General features: G+C 72.2%; 21 protein-coding genes. 10 read left to right on the top strand and 11 right to left on the bottom strand.

What is annotated here, in order from left to right; all coding sequences use genetic code 11:
• Window positions 1-487: 487 nt before the first annotated feature.
• Complete coding sequence (mce, locus tag PUR71_RS17595; RefSeq protein ID WP_329928148.1) at window positions 488-931, bottom strand: methylmalonyl-CoA epimerase; 444 nt, start codon at window positions 929-931, stop codon at window positions 488-490.
• A gap of 247 nt (window positions 932-1,178) precedes the next feature.
• On the opposite strand from mce, the gene PUR71_RS17590 reads away from it, so the two are divergent.
• On the top strand, window positions 1,179-2,372 hold the full coding sequence (locus PUR71_RS17590; protein ID WP_329927953.1) for an acetyl-CoA C-acetyltransferase: 1,194 nt from the start codon (window positions 1,179-1,181) through the stop codon (window positions 2,370-2,372).
• Between the two features lie 77 nt (window positions 2,373-2,449).
• Window positions 2,450-3,406, top strand: coding sequence for a methylmalonyl Co-A mutase-associated GTPase MeaB (gene meaB / locus PUR71_RS17585; RefSeq protein WP_329927952.1), 957 nt, complete (start codon window positions 2,450-2,452; stop codon window positions 3,404-3,406).
• 140 nt (window positions 3,407-3,546) lie between these two features.
• On the opposite strand, the gene PUR71_RS17580 is transcribed toward meaB, so the two are convergent.
• The 5 genes from PUR71_RS17580 to PUR71_RS17560 all read right to left on the bottom strand — a co-directional run bounded on the left by PUR71_RS17580 (window position 3,547) and on the right by PUR71_RS17560 (window position 7,105).
• Entirely contained in the window at window positions 3,547-4,062 is a 516-nt protein-coding gene (locus PUR71_RS17580) for a MarR family winged helix-turn-helix transcriptional regulator (RefSeq protein ID WP_329927951.1), read from the bottom strand.
• Window positions 4,063-4,125: 63 nt separating this feature from the next.
• Window positions 4,126-4,860 (bottom strand): AIM24 family protein, encoded by a 735-nt coding sequence (locus tag PUR71_RS17575; protein ID WP_329928147.1) that lies wholly within the window; start codon window positions 4,858-4,860, stop codon window positions 4,126-4,128.
• A gap of 104 nt (window positions 4,861-4,964) precedes the next feature.
• Window positions 4,965-5,615 (bottom strand): AIM24 family protein, encoded by a 651-nt coding sequence (locus PUR71_RS17570; RefSeq protein ID WP_329927950.1) that lies wholly within the window; start codon window positions 5,613-5,615, stop codon window positions 4,965-4,967.
• A complete protein-coding gene (locus PUR71_RS17565) occupies window positions 5,615-6,253 on the bottom strand; it encodes an AIM24 family protein (RefSeq protein WP_329927949.1) in 639 nt (212 codons plus the stop codon). The genes PUR71_RS17570 and PUR71_RS17565 overlap by 1 nt, the downstream gene beginning before the upstream one ends.
• Window positions 6,254-6,310: 57 nt before the next feature.
• Window positions 6,311-7,105: a DUF2127 domain-containing protein gene (locus PUR71_RS17560; protein ID WP_329927948.1), complete on the bottom strand. Its 795-nt coding sequence runs from the start codon at window positions 7,103-7,105 to the stop codon at window positions 6,311-6,313.
• A 250-nt stretch (window positions 7,106-7,355) separates the two neighbouring features.
• Between PUR71_RS17560 and PUR71_RS17555 the strand changes: the two genes are divergently transcribed.
• Window positions 7,356-7,667, top strand: a complete 312-nt coding sequence (locus PUR71_RS17555) for a DUF3817 domain-containing protein (protein ID WP_443077472.1) — start codon at window positions 7,356-7,358, stop codon at window positions 7,665-7,667.
• 202 nt (window positions 7,668-7,869) lie between these two features.
• Here the strand turns inward: PUR71_RS17555 and PUR71_RS17550 are convergent, their stop codons facing one another.
• On the bottom strand, window positions 7,870-9,507 hold the full coding sequence (locus tag PUR71_RS17550) for a M4 family metallopeptidase (protein WP_329927947.1): 1,638 nt from the start codon (window positions 9,505-9,507) through the stop codon (window positions 7,870-7,872).
• 497 nt (window positions 9,508-10,004) lie between these two features.
• Between PUR71_RS17550 and PUR71_RS17545 the strand changes: the two genes are divergently transcribed.
• The 3 genes from PUR71_RS17545 (at window position 10,005) to PUR71_RS17535 (ending at window position 12,875) form a co-directional block, all read left to right on the top strand.
• On the top strand, window positions 10,005-10,553 hold the full coding sequence (locus PUR71_RS17545) for a MarR family winged helix-turn-helix transcriptional regulator (protein ID WP_329927946.1): 549 nt from the start codon (window positions 10,005-10,007) through the stop codon (window positions 10,551-10,553).
• A gap of 77 nt (window positions 10,554-10,630) precedes the next feature.
• Window positions 10,631-10,972: a DUF3817 domain-containing protein gene (locus PUR71_RS17540; RefSeq protein ID WP_329927945.1), complete on the top strand. Its 342-nt coding sequence runs from the start codon at window positions 10,631-10,633 to the stop codon at window positions 10,970-10,972.
• A 202-nt stretch (window positions 10,973-11,174) separates the two neighbouring features.
• Entirely contained in the window at window positions 11,175-12,875 is a 1,701-nt protein-coding gene (locus PUR71_RS17535) for an acyl-CoA mutase large subunit family protein (RefSeq protein ID WP_329927944.1), read from the top strand.
• Window positions 12,876-12,962: 87 nt separating this feature from the next.
• Here the strand turns inward: PUR71_RS17535 and PUR71_RS17530 are convergent, their stop codons facing one another.
• A complete protein-coding gene (locus tag PUR71_RS17530; RefSeq protein WP_329928145.1) occupies window positions 12,963-13,607 on the bottom strand; it encodes a TetR/AcrR family transcriptional regulator in 645 nt (214 codons plus the stop codon).
• Between the two features lie 426 nt (window positions 13,608-14,033).
• Here PUR71_RS17530 and PUR71_RS17525 point away from each other — a divergent pair, with 426 nt between their 5' ends.
• From PUR71_RS17525 to PUR71_RS17510, 4 genes are all read left to right on the top strand, one after another.
• Window positions 14,034-15,041 carry a tetratricopeptide repeat protein gene (locus PUR71_RS17525; protein ID WP_329927943.1) on the top strand — a complete coding sequence of 336 codons (1,008 nt, stop codon included), beginning with the start codon at window positions 14,034-14,036 and terminating at the stop codon, window positions 15,039-15,041.
• Between the two features lie 733 nt (window positions 15,042-15,774).
• Window positions 15,775-16,446: a DUF6230 family protein gene (locus PUR71_RS17520; RefSeq protein WP_329927942.1), complete on the top strand. Its 672-nt coding sequence runs from the start codon at window positions 15,775-15,777 to the stop codon at window positions 16,444-16,446.
• 130 nt (window positions 16,447-16,576) lie between these two features.
• On the top strand, window positions 16,577-17,161 hold the full coding sequence (locus PUR71_RS17515) for a DUF6114 domain-containing protein (protein ID WP_329927941.1): 585 nt from the start codon (window positions 16,577-16,579) through the stop codon (window positions 17,159-17,161).
• Window positions 17,158-18,591, top strand: a complete 1,434-nt coding sequence (locus PUR71_RS17510; RefSeq protein WP_329927940.1) for a hypothetical protein — start codon at window positions 17,158-17,160, stop codon at window positions 18,589-18,591. The genes PUR71_RS17515 and PUR71_RS17510 overlap by 4 nt, the downstream gene beginning before the upstream one ends.
• 80 nt (window positions 18,592-18,671) lie before the next feature.
• Here the strand turns inward: PUR71_RS17510 and pyk are convergent, their stop codons facing one another.
• The 3 genes from pyk to pta all read right to left on the bottom strand — a co-directional run bounded on the left by pyk (window position 18,672) and on the right by pta (window position 23,638).
• Window positions 18,672-20,099 (bottom strand): pyruvate kinase, encoded by a 1,428-nt coding sequence (pyk, locus tag PUR71_RS17505; protein WP_329927939.1) that lies wholly within the window; start codon window positions 20,097-20,099, stop codon window positions 18,672-18,674.
• Between the two features lie 94 nt (window positions 20,100-20,193).
• Window positions 20,194-21,435 carry an acetate kinase gene (locus PUR71_RS17500; RefSeq protein ID WP_329927938.1) on the bottom strand — a complete coding sequence of 414 codons (1,242 nt, stop codon included), beginning with the start codon at window positions 21,433-21,435 and terminating at the stop codon, window positions 20,194-20,196.
• A 73-nt stretch (window positions 21,436-21,508) separates the two neighbouring features.
• The gene (gene pta / locus PUR71_RS17495) at window positions 21,509-23,638 is read right to left on the bottom strand and encodes a phosphate acetyltransferase (RefSeq protein ID WP_329927937.1); all 2,130 of its coding nucleotides are present in this window, start codon (window positions 23,636-23,638) and stop codon (window positions 21,509-21,511) included.
• Window positions 23,639-23,641: the final 3 nt, after the last annotated feature.

Here is a 23,641-nt window from a genome sequence, read left to right as displayed (position 1 = left end):
GACTGGTCCTTGCATCCGCGCCGATGGGCCCCCACGTTCAAGCCGGGGCCGCCCGCCGCGGTCGTCGGAGCCCTCGGTGTGGGAGCGCGGTGATGCCGCGTTCCCCCGTCCGGGTGGACTCCTGGGCGAACTCTTGCCTTGTGGAGAATGGTGACAGATCCGACTTGCGACTGTTCAGCCGTGCCCGCGTAGTGGACTCCCCTGCGACGGGCCGCCGCCGGAGGGCGGACGGGCCTGTCATCGGCCGTGCCCGTCCCCTCCGTCCCCCGGAGTCTTCGCGCACCTGGGCATTGTAGTGGGAGCGCAGTGCGGGGGAATGGCCGCGTGGGGGTTTTCCCGGGTACCGGGTCAGGTTACTGACGGGTCACTGGGCCCGAGCGGAGCGAGGGCCCCGTCGAAAGGTGCGTGCTGCGCCCGGCGCCTGCCGGGCGCAGCGGGGGAGGAGTGGGGTGCCGCCCGGGGCAGGGGCGGCACCGTCGGGGGGGTCTCAGTGCTCGTCGTGGGCGGCCGGTTCGGCCGAGGTGACCAGCTCGGTCAGGACGCCGCCGCAGTCCTTGGGGTGCAGGAACGTGATCCGCGAGCCCATCGAGCCGATCCGCGGCTGGTCGTACAGGACCCGGACGCCCTTGCCCCGGATCGCCTCCGCGTCGCCGTCGACGTCGGCGGTGCCGAAGGCGATGTGGTGGACGCCCTCGCCGTTCTTCTCCAGCCACTTGGCGACGGTCGAGTCGGGGCGGGTGGGCTCCAGCAGCTGGAGGTAGGAGGCGCCGCCGTCGCCGGTGTCGTTGATCTTGAGCATGGCCTCGCGGACGCCCTGCTCCTCGTTGACCTCGCTGTGGAACACCTCGAAGCCGTACGTGGCGCGGTAGAACTCGACCGTCTTGTCGAGGTCTCGGCAGGCGATGCCGATGTGGTCGATACGGGTCAGCACGGCGGCCTCCGGTGGCGGGTCGCGGAACAGGTGGCCACCAGTGCAGCGCATCGCGCTTAACCGGCGCCAGCGCCGGACGTGCGAGCCTGCTCACACGCCCGGGGTTCACCCGGACCGCGTTGACACGGTGTTGACTGGATGGTGCCAGTGCGCTCGATCACACCGTAGCTCCGGTGACGGGCGGGTGACTGGTCAGTACATTGAGCGGCATCCTCACCTGGCCACGACGTGCGAAGGGGCCCGTCCCATGACCAACACCACCTCTGTGATCGTTGCCGGTGCGCGGACCCCCATGGGGCGCCTGCTCGGCTCGCTCAAGGGCTTCTCCGGCGCCGACCTCGGCGGCTTCGCGATCAAGGGCGCGCTGGAGCGGGCCGGGATCACGGGAGAGCAGGTCCAGTACGTGATCATGGGCCAGGTGCTCCAGGCCGGCGCCGGCCAGATCCCGGCCCGCCAGGCCGCCGTCAAGGCCGGCATCCCGATGAACGTCCCGGCGCTGACCATCAACAAGGTCTGCCTCTCCGGCCTCGACGCGATCGCCCTGGCCGACCAGCTGATCCGGGCGGGCGAGTTCGACGTCGTCGTGGCCGGCGGCCAGGAGTCGATGACCAACGCCCCGCACCTGCTGCCGAAGTCCCGCGAGGGCTACAAGTACGGCGCGGTCGAGGTGCTGGACGCCATGGCGTACGACGGCCTCACCGACGCCTACGAGAACATCCCGATGGGCGAGTCCACCGAGAAGCACAACACCCGCCTCGGCATCGGCCGCGAGGTCCAGGACGAGATCGCCGCCGCCTCGCACCAGCGCGCCGCCAAGGCCCAGGCCGACGGCCTCTTCGACGCCGAGATCGTCCCGGTGGCGATCCCGCAGCGCAAGGGCGAGCCGGTCCTGTTCGGCCAGGACGAGGGCATCCGCGCGGACACCACCGTCGAGAGCCTCGCCAAGCTGCGTCCGGCCTTCGCCAAGGACGGCACGATCACCGCCGGCTCCGCCTCGCAGATCTCCGACGGCGCCGCCGCCGTGGTCGTGATGAGCAAGGCCAAGGCCGAGGAGCTGGGCCTGACCTGGATCGCCGAGATCGGCGCCCACGGCAACGTGGCCGGCCCGGACAACTCGCTGCAGTCCCAGCCGTCCAACGCGATCAAGCACGCGCTGGCCAAGGACGGCCTGACCGTCGCCGACCTCGACCTGATCGAGATCAACGAGGCCTTCGCGGCCGTCGCCCACCAGTCGATGAAGGACCTCGGGGTCTCCTCGGACATCGTCAACGTCAACGGCGGCGCGATCGCCCTCGGCCACCCGATCGGCATGTCCGGCGCCCGCGTGGTGCTGCACCTGGCCCTGGAGCTCCAGCGGCGCGGCGGCGGCGTCGGCGCGGCCGCCCTGTGCGGCGGCGGCGGCCAGGGCGACGCCCTGATCGTCCGCGTTCCGAAGGCCTGATCAACCTCGACCTGTCCGGGGCTGCGGACCGCCACGAGCGGGCCGCGGCCCCGTCGGCATCCGCCAAGGAGCACCCGATGATCGATGTCGCCACGCTGGTCGAACAGGCCCGGCACGGCCGACCGCGCGCCGTCGCCCGGCTCATCACGCTGGTCGAGAACGCCGCCCCGGAGCTGCGCGAGGTCATGGCCGCGCTGGCCCCGCACACCGGACGCGCCTACACCGTGGGCCTCACCGGCTCCCCCGGCGTGGGCAAGTCCACCTCCACCTCGGCCCTGGTCTCCGCCTACCGGCGGCTCGGCAAGCGGGTCGGGGTGCTGGCCGTCGACCCGTCCTCGCCGTTCTCCGGCGGCGCGCTGCTCGGCGACCGGGTCCGCATGCAGGAGCACGCCACCGACCCCGAGGTCTTCATCCGCTCGATGGCCACCCGCGGCCACCTCGGCGGCCTGTCCTGGGCCGCCCCGCAGGCCCTGCGGGTGCTGGACGCGGCCGGTTGCGACGTGATCCTGGTGGAGACCGTCGGCGTCGGCCAGTCCGAGGTGGAGATCGCCGCTCAGGCCGACACCACCGTGGTGCTGCTCGCCCCGGGGATGGGCGACGGGATCCAGGCCGCCAAGGCCGGGATCCTGGAGATCGGCGACCTCTTCGTGGTCAACAAGGCGGACCGGGACGGCGCCGACGCCACCGCCCGGGAGCTCAACCACATGCTCGGCCTCGGCGAGGCCCGCGAGGCCGGCGACTGGCGCCCGCCGATCGTCAAGACCGTCGCGGCGCGCGGCGAGGGCGTGGACGAGGTCGTCGAGGCGCTGGAGAAGCACCGTGCCTGGCTGGAGGAGCACGGCGAGCTGGCGGTGCGCCGCCGTCGGCGGGCCGCCGAAGAGATCGAGGCGATCGCACTGGCCGAGCTGCGCGCCCGGATCGGCGACCTGCGCGGCGACCGGCAGCTGGCCGGGCTCGCCGAGCGCGTCGTCACGGGCGAGCTGGACCCGTACGGCGCCGCCGACGCCCTGGTGGCGGGCCTGACGCAGCGTTGATGTCCTGAGCGGCTTCCGCCGCTGCCCGTCCGCCCTTCTGCGCAGGAAGTCGGCCGGACCGCCTTCCTGCACACGAAGCGGCCGGCCGAGCTCGAAGCGTCGCCTCACGATCGCGGCAGGGCAAGAGCCCCCGGTGCGCGCTAGGAGCGGCCGCGCAGGCCGCGCAGGTGCTCGGCGATGGGCGCGAGGGCGTCGTACATCGCGTCCAGCTGCTCCGGGGTGAGGCGGTCGATGAAGTGGCTGCGGACGCTGCGCACGTGGTCCGGGGCGACGCGCTGCATCGTCTCCCAGCCCTCCTCGGTGAGGTGCGCGAACAGGCCGCGGCGGTCGCCCGGACACTCCTGGCGCAGGACCAGGCCGGCCGTCTCCATGCGGGTGATCTGGTGCGAGAGCCGGCTCTTGGACTGCAGGGTGGCCGTCGCGAGGTCGGTCATCCGCATCCGGCGGTCGGGCGCCTCGGAGAGGACGACCAGGATCTCGTAGTCGTTGATCGCCAGGTTGTGCGGCTGGAGCTCGCGGCCGAGCTGGTAGTCCAGCAGCTTGGCGACCTCCAGATGGGCGCGCCACATCCGCTGCTCCCGGGCGGTCAGCCAGGGCGTCTCGTCCTCGGGCTGCGACGCGGGGGCGTCCGCGGTGTCGGTGGGGTGCGTGTCCATGGCGCCAGCATACCCCGATTAGTTAAATCTTGTACGAGTTTACCTGGCGAAACGTCGTCCCGCTCAGGGTAGCGACCCCTCGGCGCCCACGAGACCGACCGGCCGCGCGGCCATCACGCGCTCGGTGGACTGCAGCAGCACCTGGCCGGCGCCGACGAACTCGAACTGGTGCTCCTCGCCGGACACTCCGCCGATGCCGGTCAGCCGCCGCAGGCCGCCGACCACGCCGTGCAGGTAGTCGTGGTCGTAGTGGTGGCAGGGTGCCGGGCAGTCCGCCCAGCCGACCAGCGCCTGCGGGTCCACCCGGATCGGCGGGTCGACGAAGTGCACCGGGCCGTTGGAGGCGGCGACGAACCGGCCGGTGCCGAGCAGGGTCAGGAAACCCGGGACGATCGACTGCTTGAGCCGCAGCGCCGGGTCGAAGGCGAGCAAATTGCCGGCGCGGACGGTCAGGTTGCCGTCGTCCAGGTCGTAGGAGTTGAGGTCGTAGGCGCGGTCCGCCAGCAACAGCTTGCCGCGGCCCCGGGCGACGACCCAATCGGCCGCGTGCAGGGGCGAGTTGAAGTGCAGGCTGAGCATCCGGTCGAGCGCGCCGGCGCCGACGCCCTGGAAGGAGATGTCGCCGTAGTAGGCGATCATCTTGCCCTTCTGCAGGAAGTACGAGCCGTTGAGGTCGACCGAGAACGCGTACGGGTTGACGTTGTCGTCGACCGGCAGGGTGTACGCGTCGTGGACCACCGGGCCGGCGCCGTCCCGCGGCTCCGGGAGGGGCACCGAGAGGTCGTACTGGGTGGGCATCGGGATCGCGAGGCCGGGCTGCGTCGGCTGGTCGTAGGGCGACTGCCCGTAGGAGGGCTGCTCGTAGGACGGCCGGCCGTACGGCGGCTGGGGCGGATGGGACATCAGAGCTTCTCCTCGCTCGCCTGGACGTACACCGCGCCGTGCCCCTCCAGCTCCAGCTGGAACGCCTCGCCGGAGCCGCGGCCGATGAACTCGCGCCAACCCAGCGCGGTGGACAGCCGGTTGCGCACCTCGCCCCGGTGGGCGACGTAGGCCTGCGGGTCGACGTGCACCGGCTGCCCGGGGACGATCGGCAGCTCGAAGACGCCGCCGTGCGCCATCACCGCCACCGCGCCGTGCCCGTCCAGCCGGGTGGTGAACAGCCCCTGGCCGGTGGCCTGGCCGCGGACCACGCCCATCACCCCGCCCTGCGCGCCGAGGAACGCGGTGGACTGGCGCAGCGAGCCCTCGAAGGCCAGCAGCCGGTCCGCCTCGACGAACAGGGTGTCCCCGGTCATGTCGATCACGTGCACGTGGTGGCCGCCGTGGCCGAACATGACGGTGCCCTGACCCTCGACGGTCATCAGCGGGGTGTCCTCGTTCGCCACGCGGCGGCCGATCATCGACAGCACGCCGCCCTGCCCGCCGGTGATGTTCGGCGTGAAGCGGACGTCCCCGGTGTAGGCGATCATCGCGCCGCGCTGGCTGAACAGCCGCTGTCCGGGGACCACCCGGGCCTCGACCAGCTTGCCGTTGAGCTGCCGGAAGGCCATCAGACGTCACCCCCGAGGGTGTGCTTCTCGGAGGGCTGGACGTACACCAGGCCCTCGCCGGTGAACTCCACCTGGACGGCCTCGCCGCCGCCCTCGCCGATCGCCGTCGTCCACCCCGCGCCGGACCTGAGGCTGCGGTGCAGGCTGCCGGTGTGCGCGACGTACGCGCCCGGGTCCACCCGCAGGGGCATGTCCTTGCCGACCCGCAGGACGACGGCGGGGCCGTTCGAGGTGACGGCGGCCCAGCCGTGGCCCTCCACCTTGGTGGTGAACAGGCCGTTGCCGGAGGAGACGCCGTTGAGTCCGGTGAAGGTGGTGCCGGTGCGCAGGGCGGCCTCGGTGCAGAGCAGGTTGTCCGCCTCGACGAACAGCGCCTCGCCGGTCAACCGGACCAGGTTGATCTCGGTGGCCCGGTCGGCGAAGTAGCAGGTGCCCTGCCCCTTGACCTCCATCACTTCCATCTGTTCGCCGGTCAGCCGTCTGGCGACCATGCCGCGCAGGCCGTCACCGCCGCCGGTGAGCTTCTTGAAGGCCATCTGCCCGGTGTAGGCGACCATCGAGCCGTTCCTGGCCTTCACGGCGTCGCCCGCCAGCTCGACGGCGAGCACCCGGGACCCCTGGAGTCTGAACTGTGCCACGGCCGCAATGTAACCGCAGCGGCCGTGGTCGGGGGAGGGCGCCTCGCGCGTCGGGGGTCATGTGCGGGCGTGCGCGCCCCGGGACGGCGGCACCGTGCCGGCCGACTCCTCGACCTCCAGCAGCGACGCCGAGTGGCGCTCCGCCTCGAAGGCGACCACGCCGCCGCGCAGGCCGAACAGCCGCTTGGAGAGCATGATCCAGACCACTGCCGCGATGTTCAGCAGCAGCGTGCAGATCTTCAGCACGCTGACCTTCTCGTGCAGTTCGTAGCCCTCCAGCGGGAGGAAGGCGGCGGTCGCGATGACGGTCAGGTACTCGGCCCAGCGCTTGCCCAGCCAGAGGCCGAACGCCTCGACGATCTCGATCAGCGCGTAGGCGACCAGCGCGCCCGCGACGATCACCAGGGTGCTCTTCTTGTAGTCGAACGTCTTGCGGATCGTGTCGACGATCGGGGAGTGCTCGATGTCCCAGTTGAAGTGGTCGGTGACCGGCTTGAAGACCGTGAGGTCCTGGTCGAAGACCCGGTGCACGGCGTCCTGGCTGTTGGAGAACTTCCAGACGCCGAACGCGACGATCAGGATCAGCACGCCGCGCAGGATCCGCTCGACGGCCAGGAAGCGCAGGATGAAGAGGTCGCGCAGGGCCTTGCCGCGCGGCACCAGCGGGGCGTCCCCGGCGGGGCCGGAGCCGTGCGGGGCGCCGAGGGCGAAGTCCCCGCAGCGCAGGCAGCGCCAGGCGTCGCCGAGGGCGGTCTCGGTGTGCAGCCGGGCGGCGAGCTCGGGCTCGGCCGGCGCGTAGGTGACGTGCCCGCGCTTGGCGCAGGTCCTGCGGTCCCAGTCCCGCTTGAACATCGGTGGCTACCCCCGTCGTGCGATGCGTACGGCGCCCGGTTCGCCGGGCGTGCGGGCAGCAGGATAGGGGCAGCGGGCCGCACGGTGCTCCGGGCGGCGCCGTTCTGGGGCCCGGTTGTGACATCGGGCACCCCGGGCGGGCTGCCGGGCACCCCGGGGGCCGGTTCGGACGTGTGCTCGGTGATAATGGCCGGGAGGCTTGTGAGCAGGTTCACAAGCGACCTCCGACCCCCGCATTGAGGTATCCATCGTGAACAGCAGCGCCGTCCACCGCCTGCGCCTGGTCTCCGGCCCCGAAGGGGTCTCGTTCATCCTGCTGCTGATCTGCTCGGTGCTGAAGCGGACCACCAGCTTCGACGCCGTCCCGGTGATGGGGATGGTCCACGGGATCCTGTTCATCCTGTACGTGGTCTTCTGGATCCAGGCGTGGCAGGCGCAGAAGTGGGACGCCAAGCGCGGCGTGCTTCTGTTCGTCCTCGCGGTGCTGCCGACCGGCGGCTTCTTCGCGGAGCGGATGCTCGGCAAGGAGGAGCGCGGGGAGCTGCGGCCGGCGACCGCCTGAGCGCACGTGCACCCGGTCGACAGGCTGTCGCGGCCTCCTCTCCCAAGGGCCGCGACAGCCTGTCGCCGTTTCCGGGGGTGGCTCCGACAGAAGCATGACAAGTCGGGGTGGGGAAGAACAGGACGCCTCGGGGGATTGGCCGGGAAAGGGCCCTGCGGACGTCGGGACGTCCGCAGGGCCCGCGCCCCGAGCTGTCCGGGCGTCAGTTGACGTTGACGCCGCTCCACGCGGCCGCGACCGCCTTGTACTCGGCGCTGGTGGCGCCGTACAGGTCCGCCGCCGCCTTGAGGGTGCCGGTGCGGGCGCCCGCGTAGTTGGTGGTGGACGTGAAGTAGACGGTCAGCGCGCGGTACCAGATCTGCGCGGCCTTGTCCCGGCCGATGCCGGTGACCGTCGAGCCGTTGGACGTCGGGCTGTTGTAGTTGAAGCCGTTGATGCTCTTCGCGCCGCTGCCCTCGGACAGCAGGTAGAAGAAGTGGTTCGCGACGCCCGAGGAGTAGTGGACGTCCAGGTTGCCGACCCCGGAGGACCAGGAGTCCGCCGAGGAGCCGTCCTTGCTGGGCTTGTCCATGTAGCGCAGCGGGGTGCCGTCGCCGTTGAGGTTGATCAGCTCGCCGATCCAGTAGTTCGGCGGGTTGGAGGGCAGGTTGGCGGAGAACTCGACCATCGTGCCGAGGATGTCGGAGGTGGCCTCGTTGAGGCCACCGGACTCGCCCGAGTAGTTGAGGCCCGCGGTGGCCGAGGTCACGCCGTGGGTCATCTCGTGGCCGGCGACGTCTATCTCGGTGAGCGGGTGGGTGTTGCTCGCGCCGTCGCCGTAGGACATGCAGAAGCAGGTGTCGCTCCAGAAGGCGTTGACGTAGTTGCTGCCGTAGTGGACCCGGCTGGTCGCGCCGACGCCGTTGTTCTTGATGCCGTTGCGGCCGAACGTGTTCTTGTAGAAGTCCCAGGTGGCCGCCGCGCCGAACTGGGCGTCCACGGCGGCGGACTCGCCGTTGGAGGCGGTGCCGTCGCCCCAGGTGTTGGTCGACTTGGCGTAGAGGGTGCCCGAACCCGAGGTCCGGTTCTTCATGTTGACGGTGGACTGCCCGCCGCGCGTGGCGTCCTTCAGCGAGTACCCGCTGGTGGTCTGCGTCGTGGTGAGCGGGACCTTGCCGACGAAGACGCCGGTGCCGCTGCCGGCCGCGGTCTGCACCTGCTCGTGCGAGGACAGCACCTCGCCGCTCGCCGCGTCGGTCACCAGCAGCTGGCTGCTCGGGGTGCCGTCGGCGCGGACGCCCTCGACGGTGGTGCGGTACGCGAGCCGCGGGTTGCCGTCGGAGGCCCACACCACCAGCTCGGCCTTGCCGGTCTGGTGGACGGCCGCCAGCGGGGACTCGTCCTTGTCGGCGGCGATGCCGACGGTCGACTGCACGGCGCTGCCGGCCTGCGCGGCGGCCTGGTCCGCGGGGATCGCCGGGCTCAGGCTGGGCACCGCGATCGGAGCGGTCACCGCCTTGTCGACCGACTCGACGACGCCGCCGGCGCTCTGGTGGACCACCAGGTCGCCGCCGAGCACCGGCAGGCCGGCGAAGGTGCGCTCGAAGCGCAGGTGGCGGGTGCCGTCGGCGTCCACCACCGCGTCCTTGGCGACGAGCTGCTCCTGGCCGCCGAGGGCCAGGGCCTTGCCGAGCGGCCCCGCCTGACCGCCGGCCAGCGCGAGCGCGGCGGCGTACTGCTGGGCGGCCTGCGCCTGGAGCGCGGGCGCGGGGGCCGCCACGGCGGCGGTGCCCACCTGGACGACGCCGGTCAGGAGGGCGGTGGCGGAGAGTACGGCGACGGCTGCGAGCTTTCGCTTCACGTGCGAGTCCTTCCGGGAAACCGCGGGTGCGCGGTCGCGCCGCGTCCCGGGGGCCGGGGTCGGCACCTTGGGGGCGGAACGGGCGCTGACGTGCTGGGCAACCCCGTGCGGCAGCGGGCGGCGCACCGATGGGTGGGGGTGGTGGCCGCTGAACGGGGTTGGCCGAAAGCATGACAATCGAGCAAACGAAATGACAGGTCTGGTTCATGAATTGGCCAAGTCCCGCCAGGGCGCAGGATTGTGAACGGGCCGACAAAACCGGCGAATGACCCCGCCTTTCAGCGGGTTACCGCCCGAACCGAGGCCTGATAGTGGGCCGGACCGCCGATCGGCCGTCAACGACCGTGCCGTGAACGCGCGTTGGCGGGCCGACACATCGCCGCAATGTCCTGGTATGGACCTGCCCGCCCGATTGGCGGGTTCCCGCCACGCGCCGTCGCTTGTCCACCATCAGGACAGCTGGTAGCACACGTCCGTTCCGCCGGTACGGTAAGGAGGTGGCCAAGCCCCTCGCACTCGACTTCGACCCGATCGCCCGCGCCGACGAGCTGTGGACGCGTCGCTGGGGCGGCGCCCCCTCGATGGCGGCGATCACCTCGATCATGCGCGCCCACCAGATCCTGCTCTCGCGGGTCGACGCGGTGCTCAAGCCGTACGGGCTGACGTTCGCCCGTTACGAGGCGCTGGTGCTCCTCACCTTCAGCCGGACCGGCGAGCTGTCCCTCTCCAAGATCGGCGAGCGGCTCATGGTCCACCCGACCAGCGTCACCAACACCGTCGACCGGCTGGAGCGGGCCGGCCTGGTCGCCCGCCGTCCCAATCCGCTGGACGGCCGAGGGGTGCTCGCGTCGATCACCCCGCGCGGCCGCGAGGTGGTCGAGGAGGCCACCCGGGAGCTCATGGCGATGGAGTTCGGGCTGGAGGAGTACGACGCCGGGCAGTGCCGCCAGGTGTTCGAGCTGCTCCGGCCGCTGCGGGTCGCGGCCGGGGACTTCACCGACGAGGGTGACGAAGCCGACGAGGGGCCTGCGCCGGCGCGGCCGTGAGGGCGGCTACCCTCGTTCGGAGCGGTGCGCGGATCCGGGCGCACCGGCCGATCCAGCCGAGCGAGGCGATGTAGAAGATGAAGGCGACCCCCCTGCTGGGCTGGTACCGGGCCCTGGCCGTCGCGACCGGTGTGGCACTGCTGGTGTTCTGCGGCTTCATGGTCGCGAAGTACGGCTTCCAGACCGGCGAGGACGTGACGACGTACGTCGCGATGCTGCACGGCTACCTGTACATCGGGTACTTCGTGGTGACCTTCCTGCTGGGCCAGAAGCTGAAGTGGCCGCTCGGCCGGCTGGTGCTGACCCTGGCGGCCGGCTGCATCCCGTTCCTCTCCTTCGTCTTCGAGCGCCGGGTGGCCCGCGAGGCCGCCGCGAGCCTCCCGGCCGGGTCTGACGCCCGCCAGCCGGCCGGCGTCTGAGCGAACAGGCCCCCGAGGGCCCTCTTCCCCCGCGCGGGGGAAGAGGGCCCTCCGCCGTTCCCCGGGAGTTCCCCGCGACGTGCACCGGCTCGACCCGGTGCGTCCATCGACAAGTACTAGGACGTCCGAGTAAATTAGTAGGACGTCCTAATAGCTGTGCCGCCCCGATGCCGTGGCGGCCGTACGGAGCGGAGTTCGGCCCATGGACGCCGAGGAGATCGAGCGCGGACGGCAGCGCTGGCAGCAGCGGTACGACGCGGCCCGCAAGCGCGACGCCGACTTCACCACCCTCTCCGGCGACGAGGTCGCGCCGGTCTACGGCCCGCCGACCGGGCAGCCGTACGAGGGCTTCGAGCGGATCGGCTGGCCGGGCGAGTACCCGTTCACCCGCGGGCTGCACCCCACCGGCTACCGCGGGCGCACCTGGACCATCCGCCAGTTCGCCGGCTTCGGCAACGCGCGGCAGACCAACGAGCGCTACCGGATGATCCTGGAGGCGGGCGGCGGCGGCCTCTCCGTCGCCTTCGACATGCCGACCCTCATGGGCTACGACTCCGACGACGCCAAGTCGCTCGGCGAGGTCGGCCACTGCGGCGTGGCCATCGACTCGGCCGCCGACATGGAGGTGCTGTTCGACGGCATCCCGCTCGGCGAGGTCACCACCTCGATGACGATCAGCGGCCCGGCCGTCCCGATCTTCTGCATGTACCTCGTCGCCGCCGAGCGCCAGGGCGTGGACCCGGCGGTGCTCAACGGGACCCTGCAGACGGACATCTTCAAGGAGTACATCGCCCAGAAGGAGTGGCTCTTCGCGCCCGAGCCGCACCTGCGCCTGATCGGCGACCTGATGGCGTACTGCGCCGAGGGCATCCCCGCGTACAAGCCGCTGTCCGTCTCCGGATACCACATCCGCGAGGCCGGCGCGACGGCCGCGCAGGAGCTCGCGTACACGCTCGCCGACGGCTTCGCGTACGTCGAGCTGGGCCTGTCCCGCGGGCTGGACGTGGACGTGTTCGCGCCGGGCCTGTCGTTCTTCTTCGACGCGCACCTCGACTTCTTCGAGGAGATCGCCAAGTTCCGTGCCGCGCGCCGGATCTGGGCCCGCTGGATGCGCGACCGCTTCGGCGCCAAGACCGACAAGGCGCAGTGGCTGCGCTTCCACACCCAGACCGCCGGCGTCTCGCTCACCGCGCAGCAGCCGTACAACAACGTGGTCCGCACCGCCGTCGAGGCGCTGTCCGCGGTGCTCGGCGGCACCAACTCGCTGCACACGAACGCCCTGGACGAGACGCTGGCGCTGCCCTCCGAGCAGGCCGCCGAGATCGCCCTGCGCACGCAGCAGGTGCTGATGGAGGAGACCGGCGTCGCCAACGTGGCCGACCCGCTGGGCGGTTCGTGGTACGTCGAGGCGCTGACCGACCGGATCGAGCAGCAGGCCGAGGCGATCTTCCAGCAGATCCTGGACAAGGCACGTCTCGACAAGGGCCGTGAGGGCCACGAGATCGGCCCGATCACCGCGGGCATCCTGCGCGGGATCGAGGAGGGCTGGTTCACCGGCGAGATCGCCGAGGCCGCCTTCCAGTACCAGCAGGGCGTGGAGAAGGGCGAGAAGCGCGTGGTCGGCGTCAACTGCCACCCGCGCAGCGTCACCCCCGAGCTGGAGATCCTGCGGGTCAGCCACGAGGTCGAGCGCGAGCAGGTGCGCGCCTTGCGCGAGCGCAAGGCGGCCCGGGACGAGGCGGCGGTGCGGGCCGGGCTGGACGCCATGCTCGCGGCGGCGCGGTCGGGCGAGTCGATGATCCCGCCGATGCTGGACGCGGTCCGCGCCGAGGCGACGCTGGGCGAGATCTGCAACGCGCTGCGCCAGGAGTGGGGCACCTACCAGGAGACGGCGGCCTTCTAGCAGGCCTTCCGGTCGGCCTTCCGGTCGGCCGTTTCCGGAGCCGTCCCGCGCGCCACCGGGCGCGGGGCGGCTCCGTCATGCCCGCCGTCAGTCGGTGACGAGGCTGGGGAACGGGCCCAGCAGGAGGCTGGTGAAGCGCCGGGTCCACTCCGGGGTGATCGGCTCGCCGCTGACCAGGACGCGGTGCTCGACCGTCCCCGCGATGGTGTCGAAGATGATGTCGATCTCCTCGCGGGCCGTCGCCGGGTCCGTGTCCGGGGCGAGTTCGCCGCGCGCCTGGGCGGCCGCCCGGCCCTGGCGGACCAGCCGCTTCTGCGGGTCGACGATCGCCTCCCGGATCCGTCGGCGCAGCTGCCGGTCGCGGGTGCCCTCGGCGAACAGGGCGAGCAGCGCGGCCTGCGTCTCGGGCCGGGCCAGCAGATCGGCGAACTGGGCCACCACGGCCTCGATGTCGGCACCCAGGCTGCCGAGGTCGGGCATCACGAGCTCGTCGAAGAGGCTGGCGACGGCGTCCACGACGAGCTCGTTCTTCGACGGCCAGCGGCGGTACAGGGTGGTCTTGGCGACCTTGGCGCGGGTGGCGACGTGGCCCATGGTGAGCCCGCCCCAGCCGAGTTCGGCGAGCGCCTCGCGGGTGGCGTCGAGGATGGCGAGGTCGGCGGCGGCGCTGCGTGGGCGCCCCTTGGCCCGGACCGCGACGGCCTCCGCCGGGGCGCCCGGGGCCGCCGGCAGCGCCGCGGCGGACGGGTTCGCGGCGGTCGGCTGGCTCACGGGGGGCTGGGCGGCCGGCACCGGGCCTCCTTGCACTTTACTGGTAAGTAACTTGGGTGGGGCTGGTAACGGTAGCGATTGTCCGGCCGTTCGGACAGCCGGGCGGTCCGCGAAAGTGGGGCAGGTCACGTCACGGAACCGCGAGTGGGGGTTGCGGGCGGGGCACTCGCTCCAGTTACGCTACGACTCGTAGCGAAAGCAGTGACAACCGGGCGCCGGATCCCGTGGGACGGGAACGGCGCGGGTGCGGGTGGGGATCCGCACCGCAGGACGCAGGCTACTGGGGGGAGCGCACGACGCTCCGGGGAGAGGCGCCGCGCGGCCCGCGCGGGACGACTTTCCCGAGGTTGGTGCTCGCAGGCGGCGCGGACGGGGGAGGATGGTGCCATGCAGCCACGGAATTCGCGTCAGAACAGCTCCGCCCTGCGTGGTGCGGTCGACCTCGCCGCCGTGAAGGCGGCCGGTGAGGCAGCCCAGAAGGCCGAGCAGGCGCGGGCCGAGCGGGCCCGCCAGGCCGCCGCCGCCGAGGCGGCCGGCACCGCCCCCGCCGAACCCGCTTACGAGCTCGTCATCGACGTCACCGAGGACACCTTCGAGACCGAGGTCGTCCAGCGCTCCGCCGAGGTGCCGGTCGTCATCGACTTCTGGGCCGAGTGGTGCGGGCCCTGCAAGCAGCTCAGCCCGATCCTGGAGGGCCTGGCCGAGGAGTACGCCGGCCGGTTCGTCCTCGTCAAGATCGACGTCGACGCCAACCAGATGCTGGCCCAGCAGTTCGGCATCCAGGGCATCCCGGCCGTGATGGCCGTCGTGGCCGGCCAGCTGGTGCCGCTCTTCCAGGGCGCGGAGAGCGCGGCCAACGTCCGCAAGGTCCTCGACCAGCTGATCCTCGTCGCCGAGCAGCGCTTCGGCATCGTCGGCGGCCAGGGCGCCCCCGTCGGCGCGGACGGCGAGGCCGGGCCGGCCGGCCCCCCGCAGCGCTTCGAGGACCCGGCGCTCGCCGCCGCGCACGACGCGCTCGACCGCGGCGACCTCGCGGGCGCGATCCAGGCCTACCGGAACGTGCTCTCCGACCAGCCCGGCAACACCGAGGCCAAGCTGGGCCTGGCCCAGGCCGAACTCCTGCACCGCGTCGAGGGGCTGGACCTCCAGGCCGTCCGGGCCGCCGCCGCGGCCGACCCGAAGAACGTCGAGGCGCAGCTCCAGGCGGCCGACCTGGACCTGGTCGGCGGCCACGTCGAGGACGCCTTCGCGCGCCTGGTCGACACCGTCGGCAGGACCTTCGGCGCGGACCGGGACACCGCCCGGCTGCGCCTGCTCGAACTCTTCGAGGTCATCGGCGCGGAGGACCCGCGCGTCGTGGTGGCCCGGGCCGGGCTGGCGCGCGTGCTCTTCTGAGCGCGCCCCCTTCCCGGGCGCGCGTGCTCGTGAGCGCGTGTGCCGGGCGGCGCGTCTGGCACGGTGGGTGACCTGCGGTGTCGCTGGTGATTTGGCGACAATCCGGTCAACCCGGCCGAGGGTTACCAAATCTTGATTTCACCCGTGGGTGGTCACCAAGTGTGACCACCCACGGGTGTTTCGGCGGTGTTTCCGGGGGATTTCGCCGCCATGATTCCTGCACGACGTCACGCACGGTGCGGATCTGGCCGATTTCATGATCGACGCCACCGACTGTTGCATTACCCGTCAGTAAGGCACCTCTTGTGCTTCGCCCGGGATTCAAGCACGATCGGCCACGCCCGGTCCCAGACTCCTTCCCCCGACAGCCGGTCGGCCACGGGGAGCGCGGGATCCCCACCGGGTGATCCGCCGGCCGTGGCCGGCGGTAGGGAGGGCAGGGGGGTATCCGCGGTCCCACGGCGGTTCCTGTCCTTCGACCGGCCGTGCGCCCTGCGCGGTCGCTGGTTGTCGCTCGGGGGTGATCGCCGATGTCGCCGGTCCTGCCCGCCGCCCCACAAGGACGGCCGGTCCAGGGACGGGAGTGCCGCTCCACGCAGGCCGCTCCCGCGTCCGACGACGCCCAAGGCGCTCTCCGCTACCGAGGACGTAGCTCTCTCCCATCCCAGGCCCCCACCGGCGCGGGAGCCGCCGCCGGGGAGCCGGAGATGTACGTCCCAGAAGGAGGACTCGCATGTCCAAGACCTACGGCAAGACCCGCTGGAAGCGCTTCGCCCTGGTGATGGTGCCGAGCATCGCGGCCACCGCCGCGGTGGGCTTCTCCATTGCCAACAGCGCGCTCGCCGCCTCGTTCAGCATCTCCGGCCAGCAGTTCAAGGTGCACACCGACCACCTTGAGGGCACCAACTTCGCCCAGTTCGGCACCGTCGACATCGAGGCCAGCGGCAAGCCGCACCCCGTCGCGGTCTCGGCCTTCGACAAGGCCGACATCACCAACCTGTGCCAGTCGGTGGTCACCGACCTGTCCACCTTCGGCCTGGGCAAGATCACCCTCCAGCTGAAGGCCGGCGGCCCGGGCAGCAAGCCGGTGCACGCTGACAACCTGCTCATCGACCTGGAGCAGCTGAAGGCCGACGCGACCTTCACCAACATCAGCATCGGTCAGGACGCGTCCACCCTCAAGGGCACCGCCACCCAGGGCTGGACCCCGCACCCGGGTGTCACGGCGGCGGGTGGCGGCAAGGGCCTGCCGACCGGTCCGACCGGTTTCGCGCAGTCCGCGGACAAGGCCGTCCTGGACAACGTCGAGCAGACCGCGCGCGCCACCTCGGCGGGCAACTTCGTGCTCAGTGGCCTGAACCTGTCGCTCAAGCAGGGCGACGGCCCGGGCAACGAGTGCTTCTGAGCCCTTCCTGACGGCGTGCCGACGGGCGCGCCGGCCTGACGGGTCCTCGCGGGCCGGGGCGGCGGGCGACCGCCGTTCCCGGCCCCACGCCAATCGTTCTTCCCTCGTAGCGATGTCGAGGAGCTGCACCATGTCCAGCGCAACGGTCGAAACCCGGACCGGCCAGCAGAGTCCGCTCAGGTGGCTCTGGCGGAACTTCCGCACGTTCCGTCGTACCAGGCCCTTCTGGGGCGGCCTGCTGGCCATGATCGCCGGCGTCCCGATCCTGTACTTCCCCTACGCCCACCTCGCGCTCGGCAGCGTGACCATCGCGATGTCGACCACGGCCGGCGCCGGCTCGATGATCATCGGCATCCTGATGATGATCCTCGGACTCACCGGCTGGTTCCAGCCGGCCGTCCGCTTCTTCGCGGGCATCGCGACCATCCTGCTGACGCTGGTCTCGATCCCGGTCTCCAATCTGGCCGGCTTCGGCATGGCGCTGCTGCCCGGTCTGATCGGCGGCGGGCTGATGGTCTCCTGGGCTCCGCTGCCGGAGCCCGACGCGGCCGAGGCCGCGGTGACGGAGTCGGGCGCGGCCACGAGCGCCGTCGCGAAGAGCGTGGCCCCCGAGGAGGCCGCCCCGGCGTCCGCCGAGGCACCCACCGCCAAGCTGCCCGCCCAGGCCGGGCCGGGGGAGCAGCCTGCCACGGCGGACCCCGGGGAGGCGCGGTGAGCACGGGCGACGACCAACCGAAGCGCTCCGGGCGCCACGCCGCGCGCCGGACGCCCGTCCGGGTGCGGCTGCGGGGCCGGGCGCTGGCGATGGCCGCGGTGCCGACGGCGCTGCTGATGGCCGCCGCCTACACGCCGAATCCGGCGTCGGCCGAGTCCACGGCGGGCAAGGCGTGCCCCACCGCACCCGTGGCGGTGCCGGACGTCTCGCCGATCGAGGAGACGCCGGTGCCCAAGAGCGAGCTGCCGGCGCCGCCGCCCGGTCCGTCCGCGACGCCCTCCGTGGGTGCCGGTGCGACGAGCGTCCCCACGCAGGCCCCGACGGCGGCGCCCACCCCGCAGCCGTCCGCGCCGGTGAAGACGCCGGCCGCCGCCCCGACGGCGACGGCGACCACCACCGCGCCGGCCGTCCGGTCCGCCGCCAGCGGCGGCGCGGGGGCGGTGAGCGCGGTCTACCAGGGCGACGCGAACGGGACGGCCAAGGCGTCCCAGGCCGGGCTGATCGACGACATCCTCGGCGGCATCAACAACCTTCTGAACCCGGGCGGTTCGGCATCCCCGTCGCCCTCCGCGTCGCCGACCGCCACCCCGGCCCCGGCGACCACGGCGGCGCCCGCCGCCCCCGCCCCGAGGGTCGGCGCCCCGGTCCAGCCGGGACAGCCGCAGCCCCCGACCCAGCCGTCCGCACAGGTGCCCGGTGCCGGCACGGTGACCCAGGCCCCGAAGCCGCCCGCGGCCGGCAAGGCGCCCACCAAGCCGGCGCCGTCGGCCAGCGCCTCGTCCGGTGCCTCAGCCGCGCCGTCCGGGTCCGCCGCGCCGTCCGCCTCCGCCTCGGCGCCGTCCGCCTCGGCGTCCCCGTCGGCCTCCGGCTCCCCGACCGTGAACCCGAACTGCGCGGTGGACGCCCGCGGCCTGACCGCCGCCGCGGCGCCCGGCGAGCAGGTCGTCCCGGAGCAGAACTGGACGCTGCAGACCAGCCGCCTGGGCCTGCACGGCGCAGCCTTCCACGGCGTCTACGACGTCAAGACGCCGACCGGCACCAAGCGGGTGCTGAAGTTCGTGGTGTCGAGCGTCGACATCGAGAACCTCGACATGTCGACGCTGGAGGGCAACGGCGTGACGTTCCACGTCCAGGGCGCCCCCGGCTCGACCTCGACCATGCGCGACGGCCAGGTCACCATGTACGTGGAGCGTCTGTCCGGCCACCTGTCCAAGGTGCTCGGCCTGCCGATCCCGATCGACCTGGGCGAGATCACCCTCACCCCGGACACCCTGCCGCGCTGGCTGTACGACCTGATCGGCTCCGTCCCGATCCCGCTGGACCTGGAGCTGACCGGGGTCACCGCCAAGCAGGCCGGCCAGTTCGGCGGCACGCTGCACATCCCCGGGATGCACATGTTCAACGACAACGCCCCCTACAGCGACAAGTAGGCGGGAACGCACGACGCCCGTGGGGCGGCCCTCCGGCGAGGAGGAGCCGCCCCACGGGCGTTCGGCGCTGCCGGCGGGTACTACTCGCCGTGCGAGCCCAGGCGGTGCACCTGCACCATGTTGGTGGTGCCGGGGATGCCGACCGGGACACCGGCGGTGACGATGACGGTGTCGCCCTCGGACAGCTCGCCCAGCTTCAGCAGCTCGCGGTCGACCTGCGCGACCATCGCGTCGGTGGTGGCCACCTGCTCGGTGACGTACGACTCGACGCCCCAGCTCAGCGAGAGCTGGTTGCGGGTGGCCGCGTCCGGGGTGAACGCGATCACCGGGATCGGCGAGCGGTAGCGGGACAGTCGGCGCGCGGTGTCGCCGGACTTGGTGAACGCGATCAGCGCCCTGCCGTTCAGGAAGTCACCCAGCTCGCACGCGGCGCGGGCGACGGAGCCGCCCTGGGTGCGCGGCTTGCGGCCCGGGTTGAGCGGCTGCAGGCCCTGGGAGACGAGCTCCTCCTCGGCCTTCTCGCAGATCCGGCTCATGGTGCGAACGGTCTCCACCGGGTACTTGCCGACGCTCGACTCGGCCGACAGCATGACCGCGTCGGCGCCGTCCAGGATGGCGTTGGCGACGTCGGAGACCTCGGCGCGGGTCGGGCGCGAGGCGTGGATCATCGACTCCATCATCTGGGTGGCGACGATGACCGGCTTGGCGTTGCGGCGCGCCAGCGTGATCAGGCGCTTCTGGACCAGCGGCACCCGCTCCAGCGGGTACTCCACGGCCAGGTCGCCGCGGGCGACCATGATGGCGTCGAAGGCGAGGACGATCTCCTCCATGGCCTCGACGGCCTGCGGCTTCTCGATCTTGGCGATGACCGGCACACGGATGCCGACCTCGTCCATGACCTCGTGGACGTCCTTGATGTCGTCCGCGTTGCGGACGAAGGACAGGGCGATCATGTCGACGCCCAGGCGGAGCGCGAAACGCAGGTCGTCCTTGTCCTTCTCGGACAGGGCGGGCACGTTCACGGCCGCGCCGGGCAGGTTGATGCCCTTGTTGTTCGAGAGCACGCCGCCCTCGACCACCACGGTCCTCACCCGCGGGCCGTCGACGCTGACGACCTCCAGGGCGATGACGCCGTCGTTGATCAGGATCGGGTCGCCGGGCTTCACGTCGCCGGGCAGGCCCTTGTAGGTGGTGCCGCAGATGTGCTGGTCACCGGGGACGTCCTCGGTGGTGATGGTGAACTCGTCGCCGTTGTCGACGGTCACCGGGCCGTTGGCGAAGGTCGCCAGACGGATCTTGGGACCCTGGAGGTCGGCCAGGACGCCGATGGCCTTGCCGGTGTCCTCCGAGACCTGGCGGACCTTTCGGTACCGCTCCTCGTGGTCCGCGTGGGTGCCGTGGCTCATGTTCAGTCGGGCGACGTTCATGCCCGCCTCGACGATGGCCTTCAGCTGTTCGTAGGAGTCCGTCGCCGGACCCAGGGTGCAGACAATTTTCGCTCGGCGCATATGGATCAGTCTATCCGTTCGTGTTATGGGTGCATTCGGCACGAATCGTGAGGAATCGCCGACGAAGGATTCCGCGGACCGAGACGACGGGGAGTCAGTCCTCGGACCCCCGGCTTCCCTGCGCCTCCTGGTCCCGGCGGTGCACGAGGGCGAAGGCCTGCCGGGCGATCTCCAGTTCCTCGTCCGTCGGCACCACCGCGACCGTCACCCGCGCGTACTGCGGCGAGATGATCCTGGGCTCGCCGGAGCGCACGGAGTTCAGCTCGGGGTCCACGGCGATGCCCAGCTCCTCCAGGCCCGCCGTGGCCGCCGCGCGCACCGGCGCGGCGTTCTCGCCGACGCCCGCGGTGAACGCGATCGCGTCCACCCGGCCGAGCACGGCGTAGTAAGCGCCGATGTACTTGCGGAGCCGGTGGACGTAGGAGTCGAAGGCGAGCTTTGCGTCAGCGTCCCCCTCGTCCGCGCGGCGCATGATCTCGCGCATGTCGTTGTCCCCGCACAGGCCGCGCAGGCCGCTGCGGCGGTTGAGCAGGTCGTCGATCTCGTCGACCGACAGGCCGCCGACCCGGTGCAGGTGGAACACCACGCCCGCGTCGATGTCACCCGAACGGGTGCCCATGACGAGGCCCTCCAGCGGGGTCAGCCCCATCGAGGTGTCCACGCACCGGCCGCCGCTGACCGCCGACGCGGAGGCGCCGTTGCCCAGGTGCAGCACGATGACGTTCACCTCGGCCGGGTCCTTGCCGAGCAGCCGGGCGGTGGCCCGCGAGACGTACTGGTGCGAGGTGCCGTGGAAGCCGTAGCGGCGCACCCGGTGCTCGTCCGCGACGGCCCTGTCGATCGCGTACCGGGCGGCCGGCTCGGGCATGGAGGCGTGGAAGGCGGTGTCGAAGACGGCCACCTGGGGCAGGTCCGGGCGCAGCGCGCGGGCCACCTCGATGCCGGTGATGTTGGCCGGGTTGTGCAGCGGCGCGACCGGGATCAGCCGGCGGACCTCCCGGAGCACCTCGTCGGTGAGCACGGTCGGCTCGGTGAACCGCTTGCCGCCGTGCACCACGCGGTGGCCGATGGCGGCGAGCTCGGGGGAGTCCAGCCCGACGCCGTCGGCGGCGAGTTCCTCGGCGACGGCCTTGAGCGCGGCCGAGTGGTCCGGGAAGGTCTGCAGGCTCTCGCGGCGCTCTCCGGAGCGGGGGGTGTGCACCAGCCGGCCGCTCGGCTCGCCGATCCGCTCGACCAGCCCGGAGGCGAGCCGGGCGCCGTCGAGCATGTCGATCAGCTGGTACTTGACCGACGAGGAGCCGGCGTTCAGGACGAGAACGCGGGTGCCTTCACTCATGCGGCCACCTCGCCGCGCTCGGCGGTCGCTTCGCGAGCCACGCACCCTTCGATGACTCGCTCGCTGCGCTCGCTCATGCCTGCGCCTCCTTGCGCTCCTGGGACTGGATCGCGGTGATCGCGACGGTGTTGACGATGTCCTGCACGAGCGCGCCGCGCGAGAGGTCGTTGACCGGCTTGCGCAGGCCCTGGAGGACCGGACCGACGGCGACCGCGCCGGCCGAGCGCTGCACGGCCTTGTAGGTGTTGTTGCCGGTGTTGAGGTCCGGGAAGATCAGCACGGTCGCCCGGCCGGCCACCGCGGAGCCCGGCAGCTTGGTGGCCGCGACGTGCGCGTCCACCGCGGCGTCGTACTGGATCGGCCCCTCGACCAGGATGTCCGGCCGCAGCTCGCGGACCAGCTCGGTGGCCTTGCGGACCTTGTCGACGTCCGCGCCGGAGCCGGACGTGCCGGTCGAGTAGGAGAGCATCGCGACCCGCGGCTCGACGCCGAACTGGGCGGCGGTGGCGGCGGCCTGGATCGCGATGTCGGCCAGCTGCTGGGCGTCCGGGTCCGGGTTGACGGCGCAGTCGCCGTACACGAGGACCTTGTCGGCCAGGCACATGAAGAAGACGCTCGACACGATGGACGCGCCCGGCGAGGTCTTGATGACCTCGAAGGCGGGCCGGATGGTGGCGGCGGTGGAGTGCACCGCGCCGGAGACCATCCCGTCGGCGATGCCCTCCTGGACCATCAGGGTGCCGAAGTAGGAGACGTCGGTGACGACGTCCAGCGCGAGTTCGACGGTCATGCCCTTGTGGGCGCGCAGCCGCGCGTACAGCTCGGCGAACTGGCGGCGCAGCGGGCTGGTGGTCGGGTCGACGATCCGGACCTGGGCGCGGTCGGCGCCGGGCTCCTCCTGCGGTATCGCGATGCCGAGGCCCGCGGCCTTGCGGCGCACCGCGTCGGCGTCGCCGAGGAGGGTGAGGTCGCAGATGTTGCGGCGCAGCAGGACCTCGGCGGCGCGCAGCACGCGCTCCTCGGTGCCCTCGGGGAGGACGACGTGCCGGCGCTCGGCGCGGGCGCGCTCCAGGAGCTCGTGCTCGAACATCATCGGGGTGACCCGTTCGGACCGGCCGACCTCGATCCGGTTGGTCAACTCGGCGGTGTCGACGTGCAGTTCGAACAGGCCGAGGGCGATCTCGGCCTTCCGCGGGCTGGCTGCGCTGAGCTTGCCCTCCAGGTGGGTCAGGGTGGCGGCGGTCGGCCAGCTGCCCTCGGGGACCACCGCGACCGGGGTGCCGGGGGCGAGCCGGGCGGCCAGCGTCATGACGTTCGGGCCGGGGTGCTGGCCGAGCGTCAGCAGCACGCCGGCGATCGGCGGGGCGCCGGCGGCGTGCGCGGCGAGCGAGCCGATGACCAGGTCGGCGCGGTCCCCGGGGGTGACGACGAGGGCGCCGTCGGTCAGCGCGTCGAGGAAGGTCGGCAGCATGGCACCGCCGAAGACGAAGCCGCGCACGTCCCGGGCGAGCCCGGCGGCGTCCCCGAGCAGCACCTCGGCGCCGGTCGCCTCGACCAGCTGGGCGACGGTGGGCGCGGCCAGCGCCGGCTCCTCCGGGATGACGTAGGCGGGGATCGGCAGCTTCTCGGTGAGCTTGCGCTGGATCCGCTGCTTGGAGGCGGGGGCGACCCGGTTGGCGATCATCGCGAGGGTCTCGCAGCCGAGGTCGGTGTACGCCCGGTGGGCGTTGCGGACCTCGGCGGTCACGGCCTCCGCCTCCTTGCCCTGCCCGCCGATCACCGGCAGCACGGCGGCGCCGAACTCGTTGGCCAGACGGGCGTTGAAGGCCAGCTCGTCCGGGATGTTGGTGTCCGCGAAGTCGGTGCCGAGCACCAGTACGACCTCGCACCGCCGCTCCACCGCCCGGAACCGGTCGACGAGGGCCGACACCAGCTCGTCCTGCCCCTGCGCGGCCTGCAGGGCGGCGGCCTCCTCGTAGGTGAGCCCGTAGAGGTCGGCGGCGGGCAGGTCGATCCGGTACCGGCCGCGCAGCAGCTCGACCACGTGGTCCGACCCGGACGTCCCCGGCGCGTGCGCGTGCACCAGCGGCCGGAACACCCCGACCCGGTCCACCTGCCGGGTGAGCAGCTCCATGACCCCGAGCTCGACCGCCTGGCGTCCGTCCCCCCGGTCGATCCCGGTCACGTACACGCTGCGCGCCACGCG

It is taken from the genome of Streptomyces sp. SP17BM10 (genome assembly GCF_036322405.1).
Classification (GTDB): Bacteria; Actinomycetota; Actinomycetes; order Streptomycetales; family Streptomycetaceae; genus Kitasatospora.
This window is presented reverse-complemented; position numbering and strand designations above follow the sequence as displayed.